Annotated in this window: 19 protein-coding genes and 1 pseudogene; 14 read left to right on the top strand and 6 right to left on the bottom strand. The window is 64.1% G+C overall.

Translation table 11 applies throughout. The features are described from left to right. Window positions 1-37 precede the first annotated feature (37 nt). The 6 genes from ATE70_RS07605 to ATE70_RS07580 all read left to right on the top strand — a co-directional run bounded on the left by ATE70_RS07605 (window position 38) and on the right by ATE70_RS07580 (window position 8,739). A complete protein-coding gene (locus tag ATE70_RS07605) occupies window positions 38-1,768 on the top strand; it encodes an IlvD/Edd family dehydratase (RefSeq protein ID WP_231732627.1) in 1,731 nt (576 codons plus the stop codon). After that, window positions 1,765-2,625 (top strand): SMP-30/gluconolactonase/LRE family protein, encoded by an 861-nt coding sequence (locus tag ATE70_RS07600; protein WP_058537324.1) that lies wholly within the window; start codon window positions 1,765-1,767, stop codon window positions 2,623-2,625. The genes ATE70_RS07605 and ATE70_RS07600 overlap by 4 nt, the downstream gene beginning before the upstream one ends. A 66-nt stretch (window positions 2,626-2,691) precedes the next feature. Then, window positions 2,692-3,837 (top strand): aldose epimerase family protein, encoded by a 1,146-nt coding sequence (locus tag ATE70_RS07595; protein ID WP_058537323.1) that lies wholly within the window; start codon window positions 2,692-2,694, stop codon window positions 3,835-3,837. 1 nt (window position 3,838) lies between these two features. After that, window positions 3,839-4,969, top strand: a complete 1,131-nt coding sequence (locus tag ATE70_RS07590; RefSeq protein WP_058537322.1) for an endo-1,4-beta-xylanase — start codon at window positions 3,839-3,841, stop codon at window positions 4,967-4,969. Between the two features lie 114 nt (window positions 4,970-5,083). Next, window positions 5,084-7,798, top strand: coding sequence for a TonB-dependent receptor (locus tag ATE70_RS07585; protein ID WP_231732619.1), 2,715 nt, complete (start codon window positions 5,084-5,086; stop codon window positions 7,796-7,798). Continuing rightward, the gene (locus ATE70_RS07580; RefSeq protein ID WP_231740060.1) at window positions 7,798-8,739 is read left to right on the top strand and encodes a family 43 glycosylhydrolase; all 942 of its coding nucleotides are present in this window, start codon (window positions 7,798-7,800) and stop codon (window positions 8,737-8,739) included. Before ATE70_RS07585 ends, ATE70_RS07580 begins: the two co-directional genes overlap by 1 nt. Here ATE70_RS07580 and ATE70_RS07575 read toward each other — a convergent pair. After that, window positions 8,736-9,419 carry a FadR/GntR family transcriptional regulator gene (locus ATE70_RS07575; protein ID WP_443028826.1) on the bottom strand — a complete coding sequence of 228 codons (684 nt, stop codon included), beginning with the start codon at window positions 9,417-9,419 and terminating at the stop codon, window positions 8,736-8,738. The genes ATE70_RS07580 and ATE70_RS07575 overlap by 4 nt on opposite strands. A 246-nt stretch (window positions 9,420-9,665) precedes the next feature. Between ATE70_RS07575 and ATE70_RS07570 the strand changes: the two genes are divergently transcribed. The 3 genes from ATE70_RS07570 to ATE70_RS07560 are packed head-to-tail and all read left to right on the top strand — an operon-like array spanning window position 9,666 to window position 12,748. Further along, on the top strand, window positions 9,666-11,249 hold the full coding sequence (locus tag ATE70_RS07570; protein WP_058537433.1) for a sodium/sugar symporter: 1,584 nt from the start codon (window positions 9,666-9,668) through the stop codon (window positions 11,247-11,249). Window positions 11,250-11,261: 12 nt separating this feature from the next. Then, window positions 11,262-12,134, top strand: a complete 873-nt coding sequence (locus ATE70_RS07565; protein WP_058537319.1) for a 2-dehydro-3-deoxygalactonokinase — start codon at window positions 11,262-11,264, stop codon at window positions 12,132-12,134. Next, complete coding sequence (locus ATE70_RS07560; protein ID WP_058537318.1) at window positions 12,131-12,748, top strand: 2-dehydro-3-deoxy-6-phosphogalactonate aldolase; 618 nt, start codon at window positions 12,131-12,133, stop codon at window positions 12,746-12,748. Before ATE70_RS07565 ends, ATE70_RS07560 begins: the two co-directional genes overlap by 4 nt. Window positions 12,749-12,833: 85 nt before the next feature. On the opposite strand, the gene ATE70_RS25630 is transcribed toward ATE70_RS07560, so the two are convergent. Further along, window positions 12,834-14,045 (bottom strand): GGDEF domain-containing protein, encoded by a 1,212-nt coding sequence (locus ATE70_RS25630; protein ID WP_269433258.1) that lies wholly within the window; start codon window positions 14,043-14,045, stop codon window positions 12,834-12,836. 181 nt (window positions 14,046-14,226) lie between these two features. On the opposite strand from ATE70_RS25630, the gene ATE70_RS07550 reads away from it, so the two are divergent. Both ATE70_RS07550 and ATE70_RS07545 read left to right on the top strand, forming a co-directional pair. Then, complete coding sequence (locus tag ATE70_RS07550) at window positions 14,227-14,580, top strand: hypothetical protein (protein ID WP_058537317.1); 354 nt, start codon at window positions 14,227-14,229, stop codon at window positions 14,578-14,580. Then, window positions 14,534-15,841, top strand: a complete 1,308-nt coding sequence (locus ATE70_RS07545) for a glycoside hydrolase family 130 protein (protein WP_058537316.1) — start codon at window positions 14,534-14,536, stop codon at window positions 15,839-15,841. The genes ATE70_RS07550 and ATE70_RS07545 overlap by 47 nt, the downstream gene beginning before the upstream one ends. On the opposite strand, the gene ATE70_RS07540 is transcribed toward ATE70_RS07545, so the two are convergent. The 3 genes from ATE70_RS07540 to ATE70_RS07530 all read right to left on the bottom strand — a co-directional run bounded on the left by ATE70_RS07540 (window position 15,821) and on the right by ATE70_RS07530 (window position 17,666). After that, window positions 15,821-16,102 (bottom strand): hypothetical protein, encoded by a 282-nt coding sequence (locus ATE70_RS07540; RefSeq protein ID WP_156419632.1) that lies wholly within the window; start codon window positions 16,100-16,102, stop codon window positions 15,821-15,823. The two genes, ATE70_RS07545 and ATE70_RS07540, sit on opposite strands and share 21 nt — an antisense overlap. 156 nt (window positions 16,103-16,258) lie before the next feature. Beyond that, entirely contained in the window at window positions 16,259-17,377 is a 1,119-nt protein-coding gene (locus tag ATE70_RS07535) for a glycosidase (RefSeq protein WP_058537315.1), read from the bottom strand. Window positions 17,378-17,396: 19 nt separating this feature from the next. Beyond that, a complete protein-coding gene (locus tag ATE70_RS07530; RefSeq protein ID WP_058537314.1) occupies window positions 17,397-17,666 on the bottom strand; it encodes a hypothetical protein in 270 nt (89 codons plus the stop codon). A gap of 218 nt (window positions 17,667-17,884) precedes the next feature. Here ATE70_RS07530 and ATE70_RS07525 point away from each other — a divergent pair, with 218 nt between their 5' ends. The 3 genes and pseudogenes from ATE70_RS07525 to ATE70_RS07510 all read left to right on the top strand — a co-directional run bounded on the left by ATE70_RS07525 (window position 17,885) and on the right by ATE70_RS07510 (window position 19,483). Further along, window positions 17,885-18,160 carry a hypothetical protein gene (locus tag ATE70_RS07525; RefSeq protein ID WP_058537313.1) on the top strand — a complete coding sequence of 92 codons (276 nt, stop codon included), beginning with the start codon at window positions 17,885-17,887 and terminating at the stop codon, window positions 18,158-18,160. Between the two features lie 86 nt (window positions 18,161-18,246). Continuing rightward, a pseudogene (locus ATE70_RS25740) lies at window positions 18,247-18,845 on the top strand (cytochrome b). Between the two features lie 266 nt (window positions 18,846-19,111). Continuing rightward, window positions 19,112-19,483, top strand: a complete 372-nt coding sequence (locus ATE70_RS07510; RefSeq protein WP_058537310.1) for a PRC-barrel domain-containing protein — start codon at window positions 19,112-19,114, stop codon at window positions 19,481-19,483. A gap of 133 nt (window positions 19,484-19,616) precedes the next feature. Here ATE70_RS07510 and ATE70_RS07505 read toward each other — a convergent pair whose 3' ends face one another. Continuing rightward, window positions 19,617-19,883: a response regulator transcription factor gene (locus tag ATE70_RS07505; protein ID WP_052187702.1), complete on the bottom strand. Its 267-nt coding sequence runs from the start codon at window positions 19,881-19,883 to the stop codon at window positions 19,617-19,619. Window positions 19,884-20,004 lie beyond the last annotated feature (121 nt).

Below are 20,004 nucleotides of genomic sequence, written 5' to 3'. Positions count from 1 at the left end.
GTCGCGATCGTGGTTCGACAATCCCGACAATCCCGACATGACCGCGCTCTATGTCGAGCGCTATCTGAACTATGGCCTGTCGCTCGAGGAGTTGCAGTCGAACCGTCCGATCATCGGGATCGCGCAGACGGGCAGCGATCTGGTGCCGTGCAATCGCCACCACATCATTCTCGCCGATCGGGTGAAGCAGGGGATTCGCGATGCGGGCGGCATCCCGATCGAATTTCCGGTGCACCCCATTCAGGAAACGGGCAAGCGGCCGACGGCGGGGCTCGACCGCAACCTCGCCTATCTCGGGCTCGTCGAGACGCTCTATGGTTATCCGCTCGACGGCGTCGTGCTCACCATCGGCTGCGACAAGACGACCCCCGCGTGCCTGATGGCCGCGGCGACGGTGAACATCCCCGCGGCCGCGCTGTCGGTGGGGCCGATGATCAACGGCTGGTACAAGGGGCAGCGCACCGGGTCGGGGACGATCGTGTGGAAAGCGCGCGAGATGCTCGCGGCGGGCGAAATCGACTATAAGGGCTTTGTCGAGCTCGTCGCCTCCTCGGCGCCGTCGACCGGCTATTGCAACACGATGGGCACCGCGACGACGATGAACAGCCTGGCCGAGGCGCTGGGCATGGCGTTGCCGGGATCGGCGGCGATCCCTGCGCCCTATCGCGACCGCCAGGAATGCGCGTGGCAGACCGGCCGCACGATCGTCGAGATGGTCCATGCCGATCGCAAGCCCTCCGACATCCTGACCCGCGCCGCGTTCCTGAATGCGATCAAGGTCAATGCCGCGCTCGGCGGGTCGACGAATGCGCCGATCCATCTCAATGCGATCGCGCGTCATATCGGCGTCGAACTGACGATGGACGACTGGCAGCGCGAGGGCGAGGATGTTCCGCTGCTCGTCAATCTGCAGCCCGCGGGCGAATATCTGGGCGAGGATTTCTATCGCGCCGGCGGCGTCCCGGCGGTGATCGGCGAACTGCTGCGCCAGGGGCTGCTTGACGGGACTGTGCTGACCGCCAACGGCCGCACGCTCGCCGAAAATTGCGGCGAAGCCGTGACGCAGGACGCGGCGGTGATCCGGCCCTTTGCGTCGCCGCTTCGCGAGGATGCGGGGTTGATGGTGCTCAGCGGCAATCTGTTCGATTCGGCGGTGATGAAGGCGAGCGTGATCTCCGACGCCTTTCGCGCGCGCTATCTGTCGGACCCCGATCGGCCGAATGTCTTTGAAGGCCGTGCAATCGTCTTTGACGGCCCCGAAGATTATCACGCGCGCATCGACGATCCGGCGCTCGGCATCGACGAGGATTGCATTCTTGTCATCCGCGGCGCCGGACCGATCGGCTATCCGGGCGGCGCCGAAGTCGTGAACATGCAGCCTCCCGTCGCACTCATCAAGCGGGGAATCCATACATTGCCCTGCATCGGCGACGGGCGGCAGTCGGGGACGTCGGGCAGTCCTTCGATTCTGAACGCATCGCCCGAGGCCGCCGCCGGCGGCGGGCTGGCGCTGCTGGCGACGGGCGACATCATTCGCGTCGATCTGGTCCGCCGGACCGCCGACATGCTGGTCGACGACGCCGAGCTTGCGGTACGCCGCGCCCGGCTTGAGCAAGCGGGCGGTTATGCCTATCCAGCTTCGCAGACCCCTTGGCAGGAAATCCAGCGCCAATTGGTCGGTCAGTTCGATAGCGGCGCCGCGCTGGAGGACGCGACCAGATTTCAGCGCCTCGCCCAAAATGCCGGCCTGCCGAGGGATAGCCATTGAGCGCATTCGAGATCGTCGAGCGCGGCACGCGCGACCGGCTGGGCGAGGGGCCTTTGTGGTCGCCGCGCGACAATGCGCTGTACTGGGTCGACATCCTCGGCTGCGCGCTCAATCGCCTCGACCTCGCGGGCGAGGAAGTGACCCGCTGGACGCTCGCCGAGCCGATCGGCTGGGTGATCGAACGCGCGTCGGGTGATGGTTTCATCGCCGGTTTGCAAAGCGGTTTCGCCGAACTGCGGCTCGATCCCTTCACCGTGACGCCGTTCCACGACCCCGAGCCCGACCTGCCCGTCAACCGGATGAACGACGCCAAGGCCGACGACGCGGGGCGCATCTGGGCGGGGACGATGCCGTTCGATTGCGAGGGTGCGAGCGGAAGCCTCTATCGGCTCGACCCCGACCGCCGCGTCACCCGCGTCGATACCGGCTATACGATCGCGAACGGCCCCGCGCTGATGCCCGGCGGCGAGCATCTGTTCCACACAGACAGCAAGCTGGGGCAAGTCTATCGCTATCGCATCGCCGACGACGGCCGTCTGTACGATCGCAGCATTTTTCTCGATTTTTCGGATGGCGACGGCACTCCCGACGGCATGACCTTCGATGCCGAGGGCGGGCTGTGGATCGCGCTCTGGGGTGCGGGGCGCATCGAACGCTATGCCCCCGACGCCAGCCTCGACCGCAGCATTGCGCTGCCCGCGGCACAACTCACCAGCTGCGCCTTCGCGGGCCCCGATCTGGACCGCCTGTTTGTCACCTCTGCCGCCGAAGACGACACCGCGTCGCTGCACGCCGGTGCCTTGTTCGAGGTCGATGCCGGCGTCCGGGGATTCGCTCCACGCCAATTCGCAAGTTAATTATCATATTAAACGGCTTTACTCGCAAAAGGGTGCGTGATAGACCATGAAAAGGGAGAGATCATCATGAAGGCGAAGCTTGCGGCATCGCTCGCAATCGGGGCGGCCGGCTGGGCGCTGGCCCTTGCCCCCGCGGGCGCGGCGGAAATCCAGCGCAAGCCTTTTGGCGCCCTCCCCGACGGGCGGCAGGTCGAGGCGGTGGCGCTGACCAACGCCAAAGGCGTTTCGGCGACGATCATCAACTGGGGCGCCGCGATCCAGTCGCTGATGATGCCCGACAAGCAGGGCAAGGTCGCCGACGTCCAGCTCGGTTATCCCTCGATCGACGGCTATCTCGCCAAGTCCGAATATTTCGGTGCGACCGTCGGCCGCTTCGCCAACCGCATCGCGAAGGGCAAGTTCAGCCTCGACGGCAAGCAATATCAGACGCCGGTCAACAACATCGGCAATTCGCTCCATGGCGGCACCGCGGGTTTCGACAAGGTGTTGTGGGAGGTTGTCGAGGTCAAGAAGGGCGACACGGCGTCGGTCACGCTGCGCTATGTCAGCCCCGACGGCGACCAAGGCTATCCGGGCAAGCTCACCGTGCTGGCGACCTATTCGCTCAACGAGCAGAATGAGCTCGGCATCGAATATCGCGCGACGACCGACAAGCCGACGATCGTCAACATCACCAACCACGGCTATTGGAATCTTGCCGGCGAGGGGTCGGGGCAGGGGGCGATGGGGCATGTGCTGACCATTCCCGCAGCGGCTTATACCCCGGTCGACGAAACGCTGATTCCGACCGGTGTGTTCCAGCCCGTCGCGGGCACGGTGTTCGATTTCAACACGCCGCACGCGGTTGGCGAGCGGGTGCGCGACGCGAGCGATCCGCAGATCGTGATCGGCAAGGGCTATGACCATAATTTCGTCGTCGCGAAGACCGTGTCGAAGGCGCTGCGCCAGCTCGCGCGGGTCGAGGAACCGGTTTCGGGCCGCGGCTTCGAGCTCTGGTCGAACCAGCCCGGGGTGCAATTTTATTCGGGCAACTTCCTCGACGGCACCGTCGTCGGCAAGGCGGGCAGGCTCTATCGTCAGGGCGATGCGATCGTCCTCGAGCCCCAGATTTTCCCCGACACGCCGAACCAGCCCGCGCTCGGTTCGGCCCGGCTGGCCCCGGGCGAAACCTATATAAACAAGATGGTTTACCGTCTCTTTTTCGGAGAGTGAGATGCTTCGCACATTGATGGCGCTCGTCTGCGCCGCGCTGTTCCTGATATCGCCCGCGCATGCCGCCGAACGCTGGACCAAGGCGCAGGCGCACAGCTGGTACGAGGCGCAGCCGTGGCTCGTCGGGGCCAATTACAACCCCGCGACCGCGATCAACCAGTTCGAGATGTGGCAGGCGGAAACCTTCGATCCCGCAACGATCGACAAGGAACTCGGCTGGGCGTCGGCGATGGGCATGAACACGATGCGCGTCTATCTGCACAATCTGCTCTGGGAAAATGATCCCGAGGGGCTGAAGCAGCGGATGGACCAGTTCCTCGCCATCGCGGCGAAGCACAAGATCAAGCCGATGTTCGTGCTCTTCGACAGCTGCTGGGATCCGGACCCCGTTGCGGGCCCGCAGCATCCGCCGATCCCCGGCGTCCACAACAGCGGCTGGATGCAGGCGCCGGGCGCCGCGCGGCTTGCCGACAAATCGCAGCATGGCAAGCTTGAAGCCTATGTGAAGGACGTCGTCGGCCGTTTCGCGAACGATGATCGCGTCCTCGCCTGGGACGTCTGGAACGAGCCGAACAACGACGGCGGCGGCAATTACAAACCGACGCCGAACAAGAAGGCGATGGTCGCCGGACTGCTCGGTCAGGTCTTCGATTGGGCGCGCAGTGCAAAGCCGAAACAGCCGCTGACCAGCGGGCTGTGGATCGGCGACGACTGGTCGGACATGAAAAAGCTCGATGCGGTCGAGAAGATCCAGGTCGCGCAGTCGGACGTCATTTCCTTCCACGATTATAATTGGCCGGAAACTTTCGAAGGCCGCGTCAAGCAGCTGCAAGTCTATGGCCGGCCGCTGCTGTGCACCGAATATATGGCGCGCGGCAATGGATCGACCTTCGACGGCTCGCTGCCGCTGGGCAAGAAATATGGCGTCGCGATGATCAACTGGGGCTTCGTCGACGGCAAATCGCAGACGCGGCTGCCGTGGGATAGCTGGAAAAAGCCCTACACCGGCGATGAGCCGACGATCTGGTTTCACGAGGTTCTGCGCAGCGACGGCACGCCGTATCGCCAGGCGGAAGTCGACCTGATCAAGCGCCTGACCGCCGCGCCGAAGGGTGTCGTGCCGACGAAATAACGCCCTTCCAATCCTTCAAATTTTTGTGCCTGAATAATTTGTATTACAAATAAGATATTTAAAATCAACAAGATCGGGTGAACACCACCTGGCAGCTCTATGGGGAGACGACCGATGAAGACCAGATTGTTCATGTTTACGAGTGCGTCGATGGCGGCCTTGCTCGCATCGGCGTCCGCCGCGGCGCAGACGGCGGACGAGCAAGTCGAAACCGGCAGCGTGGCCAGCGAAGGCACCGCGCCGACCGATCGCGAAATCGTCGTGACCGGCCAGCGTGCCAGCCTGCAGGCCGCCCGCAACATCAAACGCAATTCGGACCAGGTGGTCGAGGTCATCGTCGCCGACGACATCGGCAAATTCCCCGATTCGACGGTCGCCGCGGCGCTGCAGCGCGTGCCCGGCATCCAGACCGTCAACGGCTTCAACAACGAGGTCGTCAGCCCGCTGGTGCGCGGCATCGGCGATATCCTGACGACGCTCGACGGACGCGAGATTTTCACCGGCGTCGGCCGCGGCTTCGCCTTTCAGGACCTGCCCGCCGAGGCGCTGGCGGGTGCGGAAGTCTACAAGTCCAACTCGGCCAACCTGCTCGAAGGCGGAGTGGCCGGGGTCATCAACCTCAAGCTGCAAAAGCCGTTCAATTTCAAGGAAGGCGTCAGCGTCGCGCTCAACGCGCGCGGCACTTATGGCAAGGAAGTCGACAAGTTCAGCTATACGCTCGGCGGGTTGATCAGCGGCCGCTGGAACGTCGGCGACGGCGAATTCGGCGCGCTCCTCAACATTTCCTACTCGGATCAGAATTTCAACCGGCCGATCTCGTTCAACTGCGATCCGCGCTCGGGCTCCAACGGGCCTCCGGGCGCCGCGGGGATCGTGCTGCCGACGTGCGTCGGCGGGTTGACCGACACCGGCAGCTACAGCCGTCCGCAGGCCAATCTCGCGCTCCAGTGGAAACCGACCCCCGAACTCGAGCTGTATGTCGACGGTCTCTACAGCGGCTATCGCTCGCGTTTCGCCACCAATTTCATCTTCTCCGACATTTTCGCGGCGCAAAGCATCACCAATGCCGTGGCGGGCGACGAATGTTTCACGGCGCAGGTCGACGGCGGCGGCTTCCCGACCAGAAACGGCGGGACCACGCAGAATCTGTGCCTCGGCGAAAGCGCGACCTTCAACAATGTCCCCGGCCTCACCAGTACGCAGGCGAAGCGCGACAAGACCGACCAATGGCTGATCGCGGGCGGCATGCGGTACGATAACGACCGCATCCATTTCGAAACCGATCTTTCCTATTTTGACACGACGTTCAAGGCGCGCAACATCATCGTCGATATCGGCAAGACGATCCCCGCGGTGAATGTCATCATCAACGACAACGGCCATGGGACGACCGTGATGACGGGCGATCCGCTCAGCGATCCGAATGATTTCCGCTTTGCGAACAGTCTGTTTCAGGACATCAACACATCGAAAAGCTCGCTGAAGGCGTGGCGGACCGACTTCAGCTACGACGTCGAAAGCTTCATCGACCAGATCCAGCTCGGCTTTCGCTATGCGGACCGCAAGGCGTCGTTCGAAGGCTTCGCCGGCGGCCCCGCCGCGCCCGGCGGCAACCGCGTCACGCAGGTCAATTCGGTCGGGCTGCCGTCGGATTTCCTGATCCTGTCGCCGGCGTCGATCCCGTTCATCAACAACGGGGCGAACTGGTACACCCCCGATCCTGACTTCCTGCGCGAAAACACCGACCTCCTGCGCCAGCTCTATGGCGCGCCGACGGGCGACCCGGCGCCCGATCCGTCGCGCAGCTACCGTGCGAACGAAAAGACGATGTCGGGCTATGTGCAGGTCAAATATGCCGCCGATCTTGGCGGCGACATGCTGGTCGACGGCCTTGTCGGCGTGCGCTGGGTAACGAACGACCGTGACCTGCAAGGGACGGGCCGGGTGAGCGGCGTGCTGACGCCCGTGCGGCGGTCGAGCACCGAAACCGACTTCCTGCCGAACGCCAGCGTCCGGCTGAAGCTGACGCCCGAACTCCAGCTGCGTGCCAGCTATGCCAAGACGCTGTCGCGCCCGGCGTTCGGCGACCTTAATCCCGGCCTTTTCTATCAAGTGCCGAACAACGCGAATATCCGCCCCAATGGCAATGGCGGCAATCCGGATTTGCGGTCGCAGAAATCGGAAGCATGGGATGCGACGGCGGAATATTATTTCGGCCCGTCGAGCTATGTGTCGGCCGCGGTCTATTATCGCGAGATCAAGGATCGCGTGGCGATCGGCGTCGAGCCCGAGGTTATCGACGGCATCACCTATAATATCTCGCGTCCGCGCAACCTGGGCGGCGCGCAGCTGAAGGGCGTCGAGGTCAGCGGCCAGATGTTCTTCGATTTCCTGCCCGAAGGGCTCGACGGCCTCGGCATGTTTGGAAACTTCACCTTCGCCGACAGCAAGATCAAGACCCCGACCGATCCGCTCGTCGGCGAACCGCTGCTCGGCGTGTCGAAATACAGCTATAATATCGGCGGGCTGTACGAGAAATACGGCTTCACCGCGCGCGTCGTTTATACCTGGCGCGGCAAGTTTAACGAGGGTCTGTTCGGCGGCGGCCTGCTGGTGCCGGGTGACGGCGCGAAGTTCAATCGCGTCAAGGCGAACGGCCGGCTCGATTTCTCGGTCAGCTATGACATCAACGAGAATCTGGCGCTCAGCGTCGACGGCGTGAACGTCCTCAAGAGCAAATATTACAGCTATTTCCACACGCCCGCCTTCCCGCACGACATTCGCGTCGACGACAGCTTCTATGGAGCGAGCCTGCGCGCGCGCTTCTGATGATATCCTCCCGCCCTCGGTGGGCGTGGGCGGCCGCGGCAGCGATGATGCTGCCCGGCCCGATCACGCCCGCCGCGGTTTCCGGGACGGAATCGATTGTCGGGGCCGACCCGCATGCGATGGCGATCGGCGACGAACTATGGGTCTATCCGACCGGCGGCGGAGATCGGCTGTCGGCGTGGACGACGCGCGATTTGCGGCACTGGCGGTTTCGCGGCGTCATCCTGCGTCGTGACGCGATCGGCTGGATCGACGATGACGGCGCTCCTCGCCACTATCTGTGGGCACCGGCGCTGATCGCGGCGAACGGTCGCTACTATCTCTTTTATTCGGTCGGTCCGCAAAATCCCACGCCCAGCCGGATCGGCGTCGCGGTCGCCGATCGGCCGCAGGGCCCGTTCGCGGACTCCGGCCGCCCGCTGCTCACTGGCGGTGAGGGTTTCGAGGCAATCGACCCGATGGCATTTCGCGATCCCGCGAGCGGCCGTTTTTACCTCTACGCCGGTGGCAGCGCCGGATCGCGCCTTCGCATCTATCGGCTGACGGATGATCTGCTGTCGATCGCCGACGAGGTCGCCACCGAACAGCCGCCCCATTTTACCGAGGGCGCCTTCATGCACGAACGCGGCGGGGTCTATTATCTTTCCTACAGTCACGGCGGATGGAACAGCGCCGGTTATTCGGTTCATTATGCGACCGGCCCGTCGTCCGTCGGCCCCTGGCGCTATCGCGGGGTGCTGCTGCAGTCCGATGCGGACCATCAGGGTCCGGGACATCACAGCTTCGTGCGCGACCCCGCAAGCGGCGACTGGCTGATCGTCTATCACCGCTGGCCGACACGCGACAAAAGCGCGCCGTTGCAGGGCAAACGCCGCATAGCGGTCGAGCGCGTCGGCTACGCGCCCGACGGTGCGATCCTGCCGATCGCCATGACCGACTAGGTTTCGCTCGTTTCGATGAGGTCGAGGACGTCGCCGATGATCTTCTTCATCGCCTTACGCGCGCGGTCGGGGTTGCGGCGCGCGATCGCCTCGCTGACCGCGGCATGATCGGGAACGCTCGCCGACCGTCCCTTGATGCGGTTCGTGAAGCGGATCGAACTGCGCAGCGCGGTCGTCACCACGTCGCGAAACTGGACGAAGAACGGGTTGCCCGACGCGCGCAGGATCGCGACGTGAAAGGCGATGTCGGCGTCGAGCGGGTCGTCGAACCCGCGTTCGGCCGCTTCCATGCGCTTCAGGCCGGCGAAGATCGGTTCGAGATCGGCGTCGCTCGCATTGACGGCGGCGAGCGCGGCCGCCTCGGGCTCGATCGCGACGCGCAGCTGGTTGAACTGGCGCAGCAGGTCGACCGAGAATTTGCGTTCGAGAAGCCAGCGCAGCACGTCGGTGTCGAACAGGTTCCACGTCGTCGCGGGCTGGACGATAGTCCCTTGGCGCGGGCGCGCGCTGAGCAGCCCCTTGGCGGTCAGCATCTTCACCGCCTCGCGCGTCACCTGCCGGCTGACGCCATGCTGCTTCGCCAGCTCGGCCTCGGTCGGAAAGGGCTGGTCTTCATAAGCGCCGATGACGATCGCGCGGCCCAGCGAATCAAGGAGGCCATAGGTCAGGTTGCGCCCCAATCGGGTTCGCAGTTCCGCCGGATCACCTGGTTGCACGCTCTTCCCTCTCTTGTCCGCTATGCCAAATCGGGCATTTTACAGCATCCTGCCGCGCGCGGCTCCCTCGCGCTTCGTATCGCTCGCAGCTAGGCTCTAGACAAGTGGCATAGATCATATAAATATAAAGCCTATAAATCGTATAAATAGACGATCGCGCGTTTTTCGGCGCGGCGTTTGCGGGACACCGCGGGAAAGGGGATGCCGAATATGACGCTGACGACTCTCGATGTGGCGGTGATCGTCGCTTATGCGATCGGGATTTTCGGGCTCGCGCAGTGGGTCAGCCGCGAAAAGGGCGGCAAGGCCAAGGACAGCGCCGACTATTTCCTCGCGTCGAAGAATCTGCCCTGGTGGGCGATCGGCGCGTCGCTGATCGCCGCCAATATTTCGGCCGAGCAGATCGTCGGCATGTCGGGATCGGGCTATGCGATCGGTCTGGCGATCGCCTCCTACGAATGGATGGCGGCGCTCACGCTGCTGATCGTCGGCAAATTTTTCCTGCCGATCTTCATCCGCAACGAGATCTTCACGATGCCGCAGTTCCTCGAACAGCGCTACGGCACCAACATCCGCACGCTGATGGCGATCTTCTGGCTCGCGCTCTATATCTTCGTAAACCTCACCTCGATCGTGTGGCTCGGTTCGATCGCGGTCAACAAGGTCGCGGGGGTCGATCAGGATGTCGCGCTGTTCGCGCTCGGCGGCTTTGCGCTGCTCTACCAGCTTTACGGCGGGTTGAAGGCGGTCGCGCTCACCGACATCGTCCAGGTCACGTTGCTCGTTCTGGGCGGTCTGCTCATCTCGGGCATCACGCTCAGCGAAATCGGCGGTGACGCGGGCATCATCGGGGGCTTCAGCCGCCTGGCCAGCGAACTGCCGGGGCATTTCGACATGATCCTGACTGCCGACAACCCCTTCTACAAGGATCTGCCCGGCATCTCGGTGCTGATCGGCGGCATGTGGATCGCGAACCTGTCCTATTGGGGGTTCAACCAATATATCATCCAGCGCGCGCTCGCGGCGAAAAGCCTGGCCGAAGCGCAGAAGGGCATCGTGTTCGCCGCCTTTCTCAAGCTGCTGATGCCGGTGATTGTCGTGCTGCCGGGCATCGCCGCGGTGATGCTTGCGCCCGACCTCGCGAAACCCGACGAAGCCTATCCGACGATGATGCGGCTGCTGCCCGCGGGGATATTGGGCCTTGTCTTTGCCGCGTTGATGGCCGCGGTGGTGGCGTCGACCGCGTCGAAGATCAATTCGATCGCGACGATCTTCACGCTCGACCTCTATGCCAAATTCTCGCCCGCGCATGCCGGCGAACGGAGCGAGGCGGGCGAGAAGAAGCTGGTGCTCGTCGGGCGCATCGTCGCGGTGGTCGCGACTTTGCTCGCGCTGGTCACGGCGCGTCCCTTGCTCGGCGGTTCCGACCAGGCTTTCCAGTTCATCCAGGAATTTTCGGGCTTCTTCACGCCGGGTATCACGGTGATCTTCCTGCTCGGCCTGTTCTGGAAGCGCGCGAGCGAGGCGGGCGCGATCGCCGCGGCGGTAGCGTCGGTCGGTTTCTCCTATCTGTTCAAGGTGCTCGCGCCTTCGATCCCGTTCATGGACCGCATGGGGATTGTGTTCCTGATCGCGCTCGCGCTGGCGATCGGCCTGTCGCTGCTGATGCCCGCGACCGCCGACAAGGACCGCATCACCGCCGAAGGCGTCAGCTTTCGCACCACGACCGGTTTCAACGTGGCAAGCGGCGCGGTGATCGCGATACTGATCGCGCTCTATGCGACCTGGTGGTAGGTCGGACGGCGCATGGACGGACATTTTCTCGCCGTAGACTGGGGCACCACCAACCGCCGCGTGTACAGCATCGACGCGGGCGGTGCGGTGATCGAAACCGAACGTGACGACCGCGGCGTGCTGGCGATTGCGCCGGGCAGTTTCGATGCCGAGGCGGCGGGCATTCGTGCGCGCTTTGGCGATGCCCCGATGCTGTGCGCCGGCATGGTCGGGTCGAAGCGCGGCTGGCACGAAATTCCCTATGTGCCGGCGCCCGCCGATTTTGCCGCCATCGCGCGCGGCACGCAGTGGATCGAGGCGCGGCGCACCGCGATCGTCCCCGGCGTGTGCCGCCTCGACGACAGCCGCGCCGACGTGATGCGCGGCGAGGAAGTGCAGTTTCTCGGCGCGCTCGAGGCGGGGCTGGTGCCCGATGGGGCGATGCTCTGTCAGCCCGGCACTCATTGCAAATGGGCGCGGGTCGCGGACGGCCGGCTTGTCGATTTCACCACGACGATGACCGGTGAATTATTCGCGCTACTCAAGCAGCACAGCCTGCTCGCCGATCTGCTCGACGGCGATGTTGGACCGAACGAAGGGTTTCTGGCGGGCGTCCGCCAGGCGCAGGGGCAGGATCTGCTGTCGCTGCTCTTCTCCGTCCGCGCGGCCCGCCTGCTTGGTTCGCTGCCGCTCGAACAAAGCGCGTCCTTCACCAGCGGGTTGCTTATTGGCAGCGACGTCCGCGCGCGCCTCACCGACCCGTCGGAGCCGGTACATGTGCTTGCCGACGCCCATCTTGGCGGGCTTTACCGCTGCGCGATCGAGGAACTCGGCGGCTCGGCGATCCTTGTCGACAGCCATGCCGCCTTTGTCGCCGGCATCACCCGAATCTGGAAGGAGCTATGATGGATTTCGCTGCGGCGCTGGCGCAATGCCCGCTTATCGCCATTCTCAGGGGCATCCGGCCGGAAGAGGCGGCGGCGGCGGGCGAGGTGCTCGTCGATGCGGGGTTTACCCTCATCGAAGTCCCGCTGAATTCGCCCGACCCGCTGCGCAGCATCGCGATTCTGGCCGACGCGGTCGGCGATCGTGCGGTCGTCGGCGCGGGGACGGTGTTGTCGTGCAGCCAGGTGGCCGATGTCGCCGCGGCGGGCGGGCGGCTCGTCGTGTCACCCAACACCGACCCCGCCGTGATCGCCGCGACAGTGGAAGCGGGCCTCGCGTCGGTCCCGGGCTTCCTGACCCCGTCGGAGGCGTTCGCGGCGCATGCGGCCGGGGCGACGGCGCTGAAATATTTCCCCGCCGAAGCCTCGTCTCCGCCTATCTTGAAAGCGTTGAAAACGGTCTTGCCTTCCGGTGTCCCCGTGATCGTCACGGGGGGCATCACCCCCGATAAACTGGCGCTGTGGAGAGCGTCGGGCGCGTCCGGGTTCGGGCTGGGCGGCGCGCTCTATCGCCCCGGCATCGCGCTCGGCGAGCTGAAACGGCATGCCGGCGATTTCGTCTTGGCGAGCCGGTAAGCACAGACTTCGACGACACCCTGTCAATGGGCCGCGCCGAAACATCGATACCAATGATCGCGGCAAGCCCATTTCACTCTCCGCGTTACGCCGCGATATTGGCGATCGCGGCGTCTTCCTCGACGCAGAACAGGGCTCGCGCTTTCCCTCCGGCCTTCGCGCGATAGAGCGCGGCATCGGCGCACGAGAGGAGCCGTTCCAGTTCGACGCCGAGTTTCGGGGCGGTGGCGATCCCGACACTGACCGATACCGACATCGATATATCGTCCACGAGATAGGGTTTGCTGATCTCGCGGATGATCCGGCGGGCCAGGAGTTCGGCTTCGCTTTCGTCGCTCAGGTCGACCTGCAGCACAACGAATTCGTCGCCGCCGAGCCGGGCGACGACATCGTCGCTGCGCACCATCCCTTCGAGCCGCCGCGCGACCTGTTCGAGCAGCGCATCGCCCGCCGGGTGGCCGTAGCGATCGTTGATCGCCTTAAAGCCGTCGAGATCGAGAAAATGCAGCGCGACGAGATTCTTCGCGCGCATCGCCGTCGCGGCGCGATCCTGGAAAAGTTCGCGCAGCAGCAGGCGGTTCGACAGGCCGGTGAGGGCATCGGTCCGGGCGAGCTTCGCCATGTCGTGCCGCGCCGTGTGGTGCTCGACCGCAGAGCGATAGAGGTGGGCAACGGTCTGGAGGCTGAGCCCGGTTATCATGGCGACGATGAAGGCCTCGATCAGAAACAGCTCGGCATGGAGGGGCATCGCATGCGGCTGCATCGGGTGCCAGGCCAGCGCGGCGACGGTCGGCACGGTCGCGATCAGCAGGCTGGTTACGCAGATTTTCGGCCGGATCGAGGTCCGCGAAACGATGCCCGCACCAAAGCCGAAGACGAGGCTGACGGTGATGAGGTGGAGCAAGGGATAATGAGCGGCGATGGCTACCAGATTGAGGAGCGCAAGCAGCACGGCCGACGCATAATTGCCGATCGCATAGCGGCGCTCCCAGCGCCTCAGCTCGTCGAAATCGCGGACCGGACGAGCCCGGGAATAAGCGCGAAGCGTGGCGAGCCGCAGAAACGTCGTCAGCATCCCCAGCGCTCCGAGGACGAGAAGAAAGTTGCTGCCTAGCTCGCGGCCGACAAGGATGCACACACCGACGAACACCGCGCCGAGGCCGAATATGGGAAGCCGCATGCTGAACAGCATGTCGACGAAGTCGCGATAGACCGATAGCGGAAGAGTCGCCGGGCTTGGGAAAATCCGCAAGCGCCACGGCGACTCGATCGGTATGGGGGTGTCCGATCGTTTCATGTCGAGATCATGTCCCAATATCGTTAACGTCTCGTAATTCGAGACTTCCTCATAGGTTGCGTTTGGCCGCCGAACGGCGGCGGGGCTTGCGGCGCTCGACTGGCTTTGCGACCGCCAGACGGGCGCGGGCGGATGGTTCCGCCCGGCGGGGTCCGAGGGTTTCGGTCTCGCCGGCGAAACCTTGCCCTTCGACCAGCAGCCGCTCGAGGCGTGGGCGACGATTGCCGCTTGCGGCGAGGCTTTCGTCTCGACCGGGCTGCCGCGCTGGAGTGCGCGCGCCGATTTGGCCTGGCGCTGGTTCCACGGTGACAACGACCGGTCGCTCGCGCTCGCGAACGCCGCGACCGGGCGCTGCTGCGACGGACTGACCCCGCGGGGCGTCAATACGAATGTCGGCGCCGAGTCGGTGCTGGCATTTCACCTTGCCTATCACGCGATGGACGACCTATTCTGGCAGGCAGGGATCACAGAAAAGGCGGGCCTTATCGATGCTGATCTGCAGACCCGACCAGTCGCCGCTGCACATACTCAATGAAAAGCTCAGCGCCGATCCCGCGCGGGTCGTCTTGCGACCCTTCCACCTCGCATGGGCGTCGAATGTATCCGAACCGCCGCGCGCCGCGCAACTCGTCGCCGACGTCGTCGCGCTCGACGAGGACCAGGCGGAGCTCGAGCTTGGGCTGATCTGGAAGGATTTTTCCGAGCGGCACTGGCAGATCGGCCGCATTTTCGACGAACGCTTCGCCGAGATCGCCGAGGATCTGGCGCTTGCCGTCAGCAGCGTCTCGCCGGTCAAGCGGCGCCTGATTGGTGCCTATTTCTGCCACGAATATAGTTACGCCGCGGCGGCGCTGATGAACCCGAGCGTCGTGCCGCATCCCGACCAGACGGGGCTCGCCGCGCACCAGCAGCGCTTTCTGATGTCGATGCGCGCGGTGGGCGAGGGGCATATCAGCTCGGTCGCCTTTCGAGAGGGCATCATCGGCCCCGGCGGCGATTTCCATCTCTGGCCGCAATCGGGGCCGGCGATGGCGGCGGTTGCCGACGACCGCCATCATATCGGTCCCGACGATGCCGTGACCGTGCACCGCCAGCCCGACAGCGCGATCTCGAACAGCGTCCTCTTTCCCGTGACCGAGGCGCAGCGTAACGGGCTCGAGGATCTCCGCCTCGTGCGCTTCGTTCACGACGATGGCAGCACCGAATATATCGGAACCTACACCGCCTATTCGGGGCAGGCGATCCGCTCCGAACTGCTGCGCACCCGCGACTTCACAAGCTTCAGCCTCGCCCCGCTCACCGGACGGGCCGCGCGGCACAAGGGCATGGCGCTGTTCCCGCGCAAGATCGACGGACGCTATCTGATGATCGGGCGGCAGGACGGCAAGAATATCACCCTGCTCGCGTCCGATACGCTAACGCGCTGGGACGAGGAAGGGTCGATCCTGATGCGCCCAGAATTTCCCTGGGAATTCATCCAGATGGGAAATTGCGGCAGCCCGATCGAGTGCGATGCGGGTTGGCTCCTCCTCACCCATGGCGTCGGGGCGATGCGCAAATACAGCCTGGGGGCGGCGCTCCTCGATCGCGACGACCCATCGCGCGTCCTCGCGCGCACGTCCTGCCCGATCCTCGCCGCCGCCGAGAGCGATCGCGAAGGCTATGTGCCCAATGTCGTCTATACCTGCGGCGCGATGCGCGTCGGCGACGAGCTTTTCATTCCGTTCGGCATATCGGACAGCGCGATCGGCTTCGCGACTGCCTCGATCGACGACCTACTTCGCCACCTCGCCTGAGGGGCGGGCGTTCCCGGATCCGTAAGTTGCCGGCGGGTCGCTCGCCGGAAAGGACTCATCGATTGCCTGATCGATCGCCTCCCATGGCCGGCGGATCCCGTCGCGCATCGCGTCGGGGCCGGCCGATCGTGTCTGATCGAAGTTTTCAGCATCGGTCTCGCGGTCGCGAAAAGCGGCCGAATGGCGGTCGGCCTTCGCCGGCCGGGCCCGCTGGCGTATCGCGCGTGCTGCGAACCACGCGAGCGCGATGCCGCCGAGCATTCGGGCGAAGCCCCGAAGCCGGGGTGCGCCCGGATGCGATTCCGCCACCTTTGGCATATGTTTTTCCTCTCGAAGAATGCAACGGCGCGACGCGGCGATAGTTGCAGGCCGGTGATGGTGTCCGGACTTTTTCGATGCCAGCCCGACCGTCGCACCTCAGGCGGCGAAAATCGCCTTCGGAATATGGGTAATGCGGCAGGCGAGGTCGGCTTCACCCGAGGCGACGACATAATGGTCGCCTCCGTCGGCGATCCCCGTCGTGAACACAACGTCGCGGACGTAGAGCCGGTCTTCCAGCGGGCGCGTGAGCTCGGCATTGGCTTCGATCAACGGCCGGTCGCCGGTTCGCAGGATTTTGGACGGATGGCGCCGGTCGAGCAGCGACCAATAGGTGCGGTAGATACCGACAATTTCCTTGGGTTCGACCCCGTGCCAGAGCGTCAGCCAGCCATCATCGGTGAGGATCGGCGGGGTGCCGCCGCCGATCCGCGCGGTTGCGAGCGTATCGGCATGCGGACGGATGCCCGGCGCGAGATGCGGTTTCCAGTGAAGGGCGTCGGGCGAGGTCGCCAGGTTGATCGACGGCCCCGCGCGCCACTCCGAGCCCGGCGGATAGGCGAAATAGAGGTCACCCAGCGGGCGCGTCTGTGCCCAGTAGCGCCCGTCGATGCGGCCTTCGAAAATGAGCATGTCCTTGTTCTGGTGATCGAGGACGATGTCCTCGAAGCGCCAGTCGATCCCGTTCGTTGAGCTGTAGAGTGTTGTCGAATGCCGTTCGGGGCTTACCGAGCAGGTCGTCATCAGCCAGCGGCCATCCACCCGCGAAATGCGGGCATCCTCGACGCCATAGCATTGGTAGCTGCCTTGCGGCGCCACCGCCTTGTCATAGTGGATCGCGACGCGCTCGAGCCCGTCGGGCGAAAGTTCGACGGGGAGGAGCCAGGAGAGCGAGGTCAGCGCCATCACCCGCCACGCGCCGCCGTGCACCATGAATTTGCGCGGATCGGCGGTATCGCAAAGATCGAGCGGCCAGGCGTCGAGCCGATAGCCGCCCTCGGTCCAGCGGATGGCGCGCACATGGCCATCGGCGATCGGATCGCGCAATGCTTCGGCGACGCGCACCATCATCAGCAGATTGCCGTTTTCGAGCCGGGTAAGGCCGGGGTTGAAGGCGCCGAGCGCATAGGTTTCGGCATCGAACGCGCCGGCGAGCGGCGAGCGTCCGAGATCGACGTCGTCGGGGCCGAAGATGAGGTGATCTATCGCAAAGTCCATATGGCGGCGCTCCGGTCTGCTACACCGCGCGCTCCGGGGTCTGTGGCGCGCTGGCGCGGGTGACAATCTCGCTATGCTGCTGATGCCGGATGACCCAATAGTTGCCAGCGCCCAGGTTTTCGCGCCCGAGCAGGCAGATCGGCCGACCGTCCGCGCTGAGTTCCGCCCAGCGTCCCTCTGCCTCGCCTTGCGCGATCAACAACGCCTGCGCCGGCGTATCGGCCTCGAATTCGACCCGTTTTTCGATGCCGATCCCGTCGTCCTCGTAACGAAGCGCATAGGTAATCACGTCGACTCCTTTCGCGTCCCATCGTTCACGCAATGAGCAACGAACGGCGCGCCGCGAGGTTTCCGTGACGGCAGGTGGGGCCGGCAATTTTCATCGAGAATTGTGTCCGTCGGCGGTTGCAGGCGGCGGAACAAAGCAGTTTCGATTACGAACGGCGCCGACCTGCAACCCGGCGGCAATGCGGACGTTGAGTTCATGTCACGAAAAGGAGATCCACGATGTCGCACGGCAACCTCGACCATGCAGCGACCGCTCCCGTCGAGCGTGTCGCGCGCGCGCTCGCCGGTCATGCACTGAGCAAAAATGCTGAAGGCGAACTAACGTCGGCGGGTCCGGCGGTCGATGCATTATGGCCCGACTATACCGATGCCGCACTCGCCGCGCTCCGTACACCGCGTGAGCCGAGCGGGCGGATGCTCGCGGTCGGCGACGCCGATGTCTGGGACCGGATGATCCGTGCGGCGATCGAGGATGAAACGATCTCGGAATTTTGATCGAATAGCGCCGCGGGCGCCAGTCTGTCCGGAAGATGGACTCCCCGCTCGATGGATCGTTTGTATTTACGATGCGTTGAACCGAAATGGCGAGCGTCCCCGAAGCCACGCCGCAGGAACGGCTGTTGCGCTATAATAATGGCGCGGTTCTCCTGCATTGGCTGATGGCGCTGATCATTGTGGCGCAGGTGGTCGTCGGCTTCACCTTTTCCGGCATGGACCGCGGCCCGGCGCGCGGCGACCTCTTCACCGTGCACAAGACGCTCGGGGCAACAATCCTCTTGCTTGCGCTTGTCCGCCTTGCCTGGCGCATCCGCCGCCGCCCTTTCCGGTCGAACTGCCGCGCTGGGAACGTCTGGCGAGCGTCTGGACGCATCGGGCATTTTACGTGCTTCTAATCGCCCTGCCGCTTACCGGCCTGATGGCCGTGTCGGGCGGTGCGAGCGCGGAGGGCAAATCGGTGACGCCGATGCTTGGCGGCATACCGCTCCCGCTGATCCCCGGAATTTCCGAAGAAGCCGGCGAACGGCTTGGCGGCGTTCACGAACTCTTGGTGTTCGTCACGCTCGCACTCCTCGTCCTGCATGTCGCGGCCGCGTTCAAGCACCAGATCGTGCGCCATCGAGCGGCGGGCCGGATGCCGCCTTTTCAAGCGGCGGGCGAACACCCCGTCGCTTCGCCCTGACAATTTTCTGTCGCGTCAGCGCGGGCGCGGCTTGCCCGACGGGTACGGTCATCGCCGCCCATATCGCGGGCATGCAGACACGCCCCACGATATGGGCGCGCTCGAATCGTCGTTCGGGCACGGCGGCATCGAAACGAGCGAGCCGGCGCGAATTGCGATGAACGGTGGAACATGCGGTATCGCGCTCCGTTGATCGGGAAGTGGGAGGGCACGGCCGATCCCGATCGGCCGTGTGCGCAGCCTCAATGGATCAAGGAGAGATTGTCATGGCCGACACCCTCGAAACAAACGAAACGCATCGTCTCATCGCTTCGGACAAGGTCGAAGGGACGAAAGTCTATAACCCGGAAGGCGAGAAGCTGGGAACGGTGGCAAATGTCATGATCGACAAAAGATCGGGCAAAAGCGAATATGCGGTGCTGGAGTTCGGCGGCCTGTTCGGGCTCGGCAGCGACCATTATCCGCTGCCATGGGACATGCTGACCTATGATATCGACCAGGGCGGCTATGTGGTCGACGTCGCCAAGGAACAGCTCGTCGATGCGCCGCGCTATGGCACCGACAATGTGCCCGAATATACCGACGACTACGGCCGCGGCGTCTATGGCTATTATGGCGTGACCTATCCGTTTATTTGACAGCTGATAGAAATGAGGGCCGGGACCGGGCGAGGCGCTTGTTCCCGGCCTTCATCAGCATTCACCGGTCTGATCGATGGTCAGCATCTGCTTTCGCTATCGGTGCCCAGAAGCGTTCACGCTGGATGCACCATCATTTGAGTTCGAAGAGCGTCGGTTCGTCGGGCGACGGTGTTTCGATGACCAGCAGGCCCAGGTGCATGGCCTGGGTTATCAGATGCGCGCGGTTGCGCGCATTGAGTTTCAGCCGCACATTTTCGATGTGCCGTTCGACGGTTCGTGGAGCGATGTTGATCTCGATCGCGATCTGCTTGGCCGAGCAGCCGACGGCGACCAGTTCGAGTATCTGATGCTCGCGAAAGGTCAAATGCGGTTCGACGTTCAAAGCGTTTTGATGCACGGCGCAATCCCCTGACACCCAAGGCGTAGACACAGTGCGACCGACGAGCATCTTTTGCGCGGCAATTGCCGCAACCCACCTGCTCTGCCTTCGATGATATATGTTTGTGCGCTGTTTATCA

The organism is Sphingopyxis sp. H053 (genome assembly GCF_001468225.1).
In the GTDB taxonomy this organism is placed as follows: Bacteria; Pseudomonadota; Alphaproteobacteria; order Sphingomonadales; family Sphingomonadaceae; genus Sphingopyxis.
Note: the sequence above shows the minus strand (reverse complement) of the source record. Positions and strands in the feature narration are given on the sequence as shown.

Bases quoted from the DNA above. Each gene is read 5' to 3' on its own strand.
- ATE70_RS25630 (WP_269433258.1), bottom strand. From the start codon at position 14,045: ATGAAACGATCGGACACCCCCATACCGATCGAGTCGCCGTGGCGCTTG.
- ATE70_RS07545 (WP_058537316.1), top strand. From the start codon at position 14,534: ATGCTGATCTGCAGACCCGACCAGTCGCCGCTGCACATACTCAATGAA.
- ATE70_RS07565 (WP_058537319.1), top strand. From the start codon at position 11,262: ATGGACGGACATTTTCTCGCCGTAGACTGGGGCACCACCAACCGCCGC.
- ATE70_RS07580 (WP_231740060.1), top strand. From the start codon at position 7,798: ATGATATCCTCCCGCCCTCGGTGGGCGTGGGCGGCCGCGGCAGCGATG.
- ATE70_RS07535 (WP_058537315.1), bottom strand. From the start codon at position 17,377: ATGGACTTTGCGATAGATCACCTCATCTTCGGCCCCGACGACGTCGAT.
- ATE70_RS07510 (WP_058537310.1), top strand. From the start codon at position 19,112: ATGGCCGACACCCTCGAAACAAACGAAACGCATCGTCTCATCGCTTCG.
- ATE70_RS07605 (WP_231732627.1), top strand. From the start codon at position 38: ATGACCGCGCTCTATGTCGAGCGCTATCTGAACTATGGCCTGTCGCTC.
- ATE70_RS07540 (WP_156419632.1), bottom strand. From the start codon at position 16,102: ATGCTCGGCGGCATCGCGCTCGCGTGGTTCGCAGCACGCGCGATACGC.
- ATE70_RS07570 (WP_058537433.1), top strand. From the start codon at position 9,666: ATGACGCTGACGACTCTCGATGTGGCGGTGATCGTCGCTTATGCGATC.
- ATE70_RS07560 (WP_058537318.1), top strand. From the start codon at position 12,131: ATGATGGATTTCGCTGCGGCGCTGGCGCAATGCCCGCTTATCGCCATT.
- ATE70_RS07595 (WP_058537323.1), top strand. From the start codon at position 2,692: ATGAAGGCGAAGCTTGCGGCATCGCTCGCAATCGGGGCGGCCGGCTGG.
- ATE70_RS07585 (WP_231732619.1), top strand. From the start codon at position 5,084: ATGAAGACCAGATTGTTCATGTTTACGAGTGCGTCGATGGCGGCCTTG.
- ATE70_RS07525 (WP_058537313.1), top strand. From the start codon at position 17,885: ATGTCGCACGGCAACCTCGACCATGCAGCGACCGCTCCCGTCGAGCGT.
- ATE70_RS07590 (WP_058537322.1), top strand. From the start codon at position 3,839: ATGCTTCGCACATTGATGGCGCTCGTCTGCGCCGCGCTGTTCCTGATA.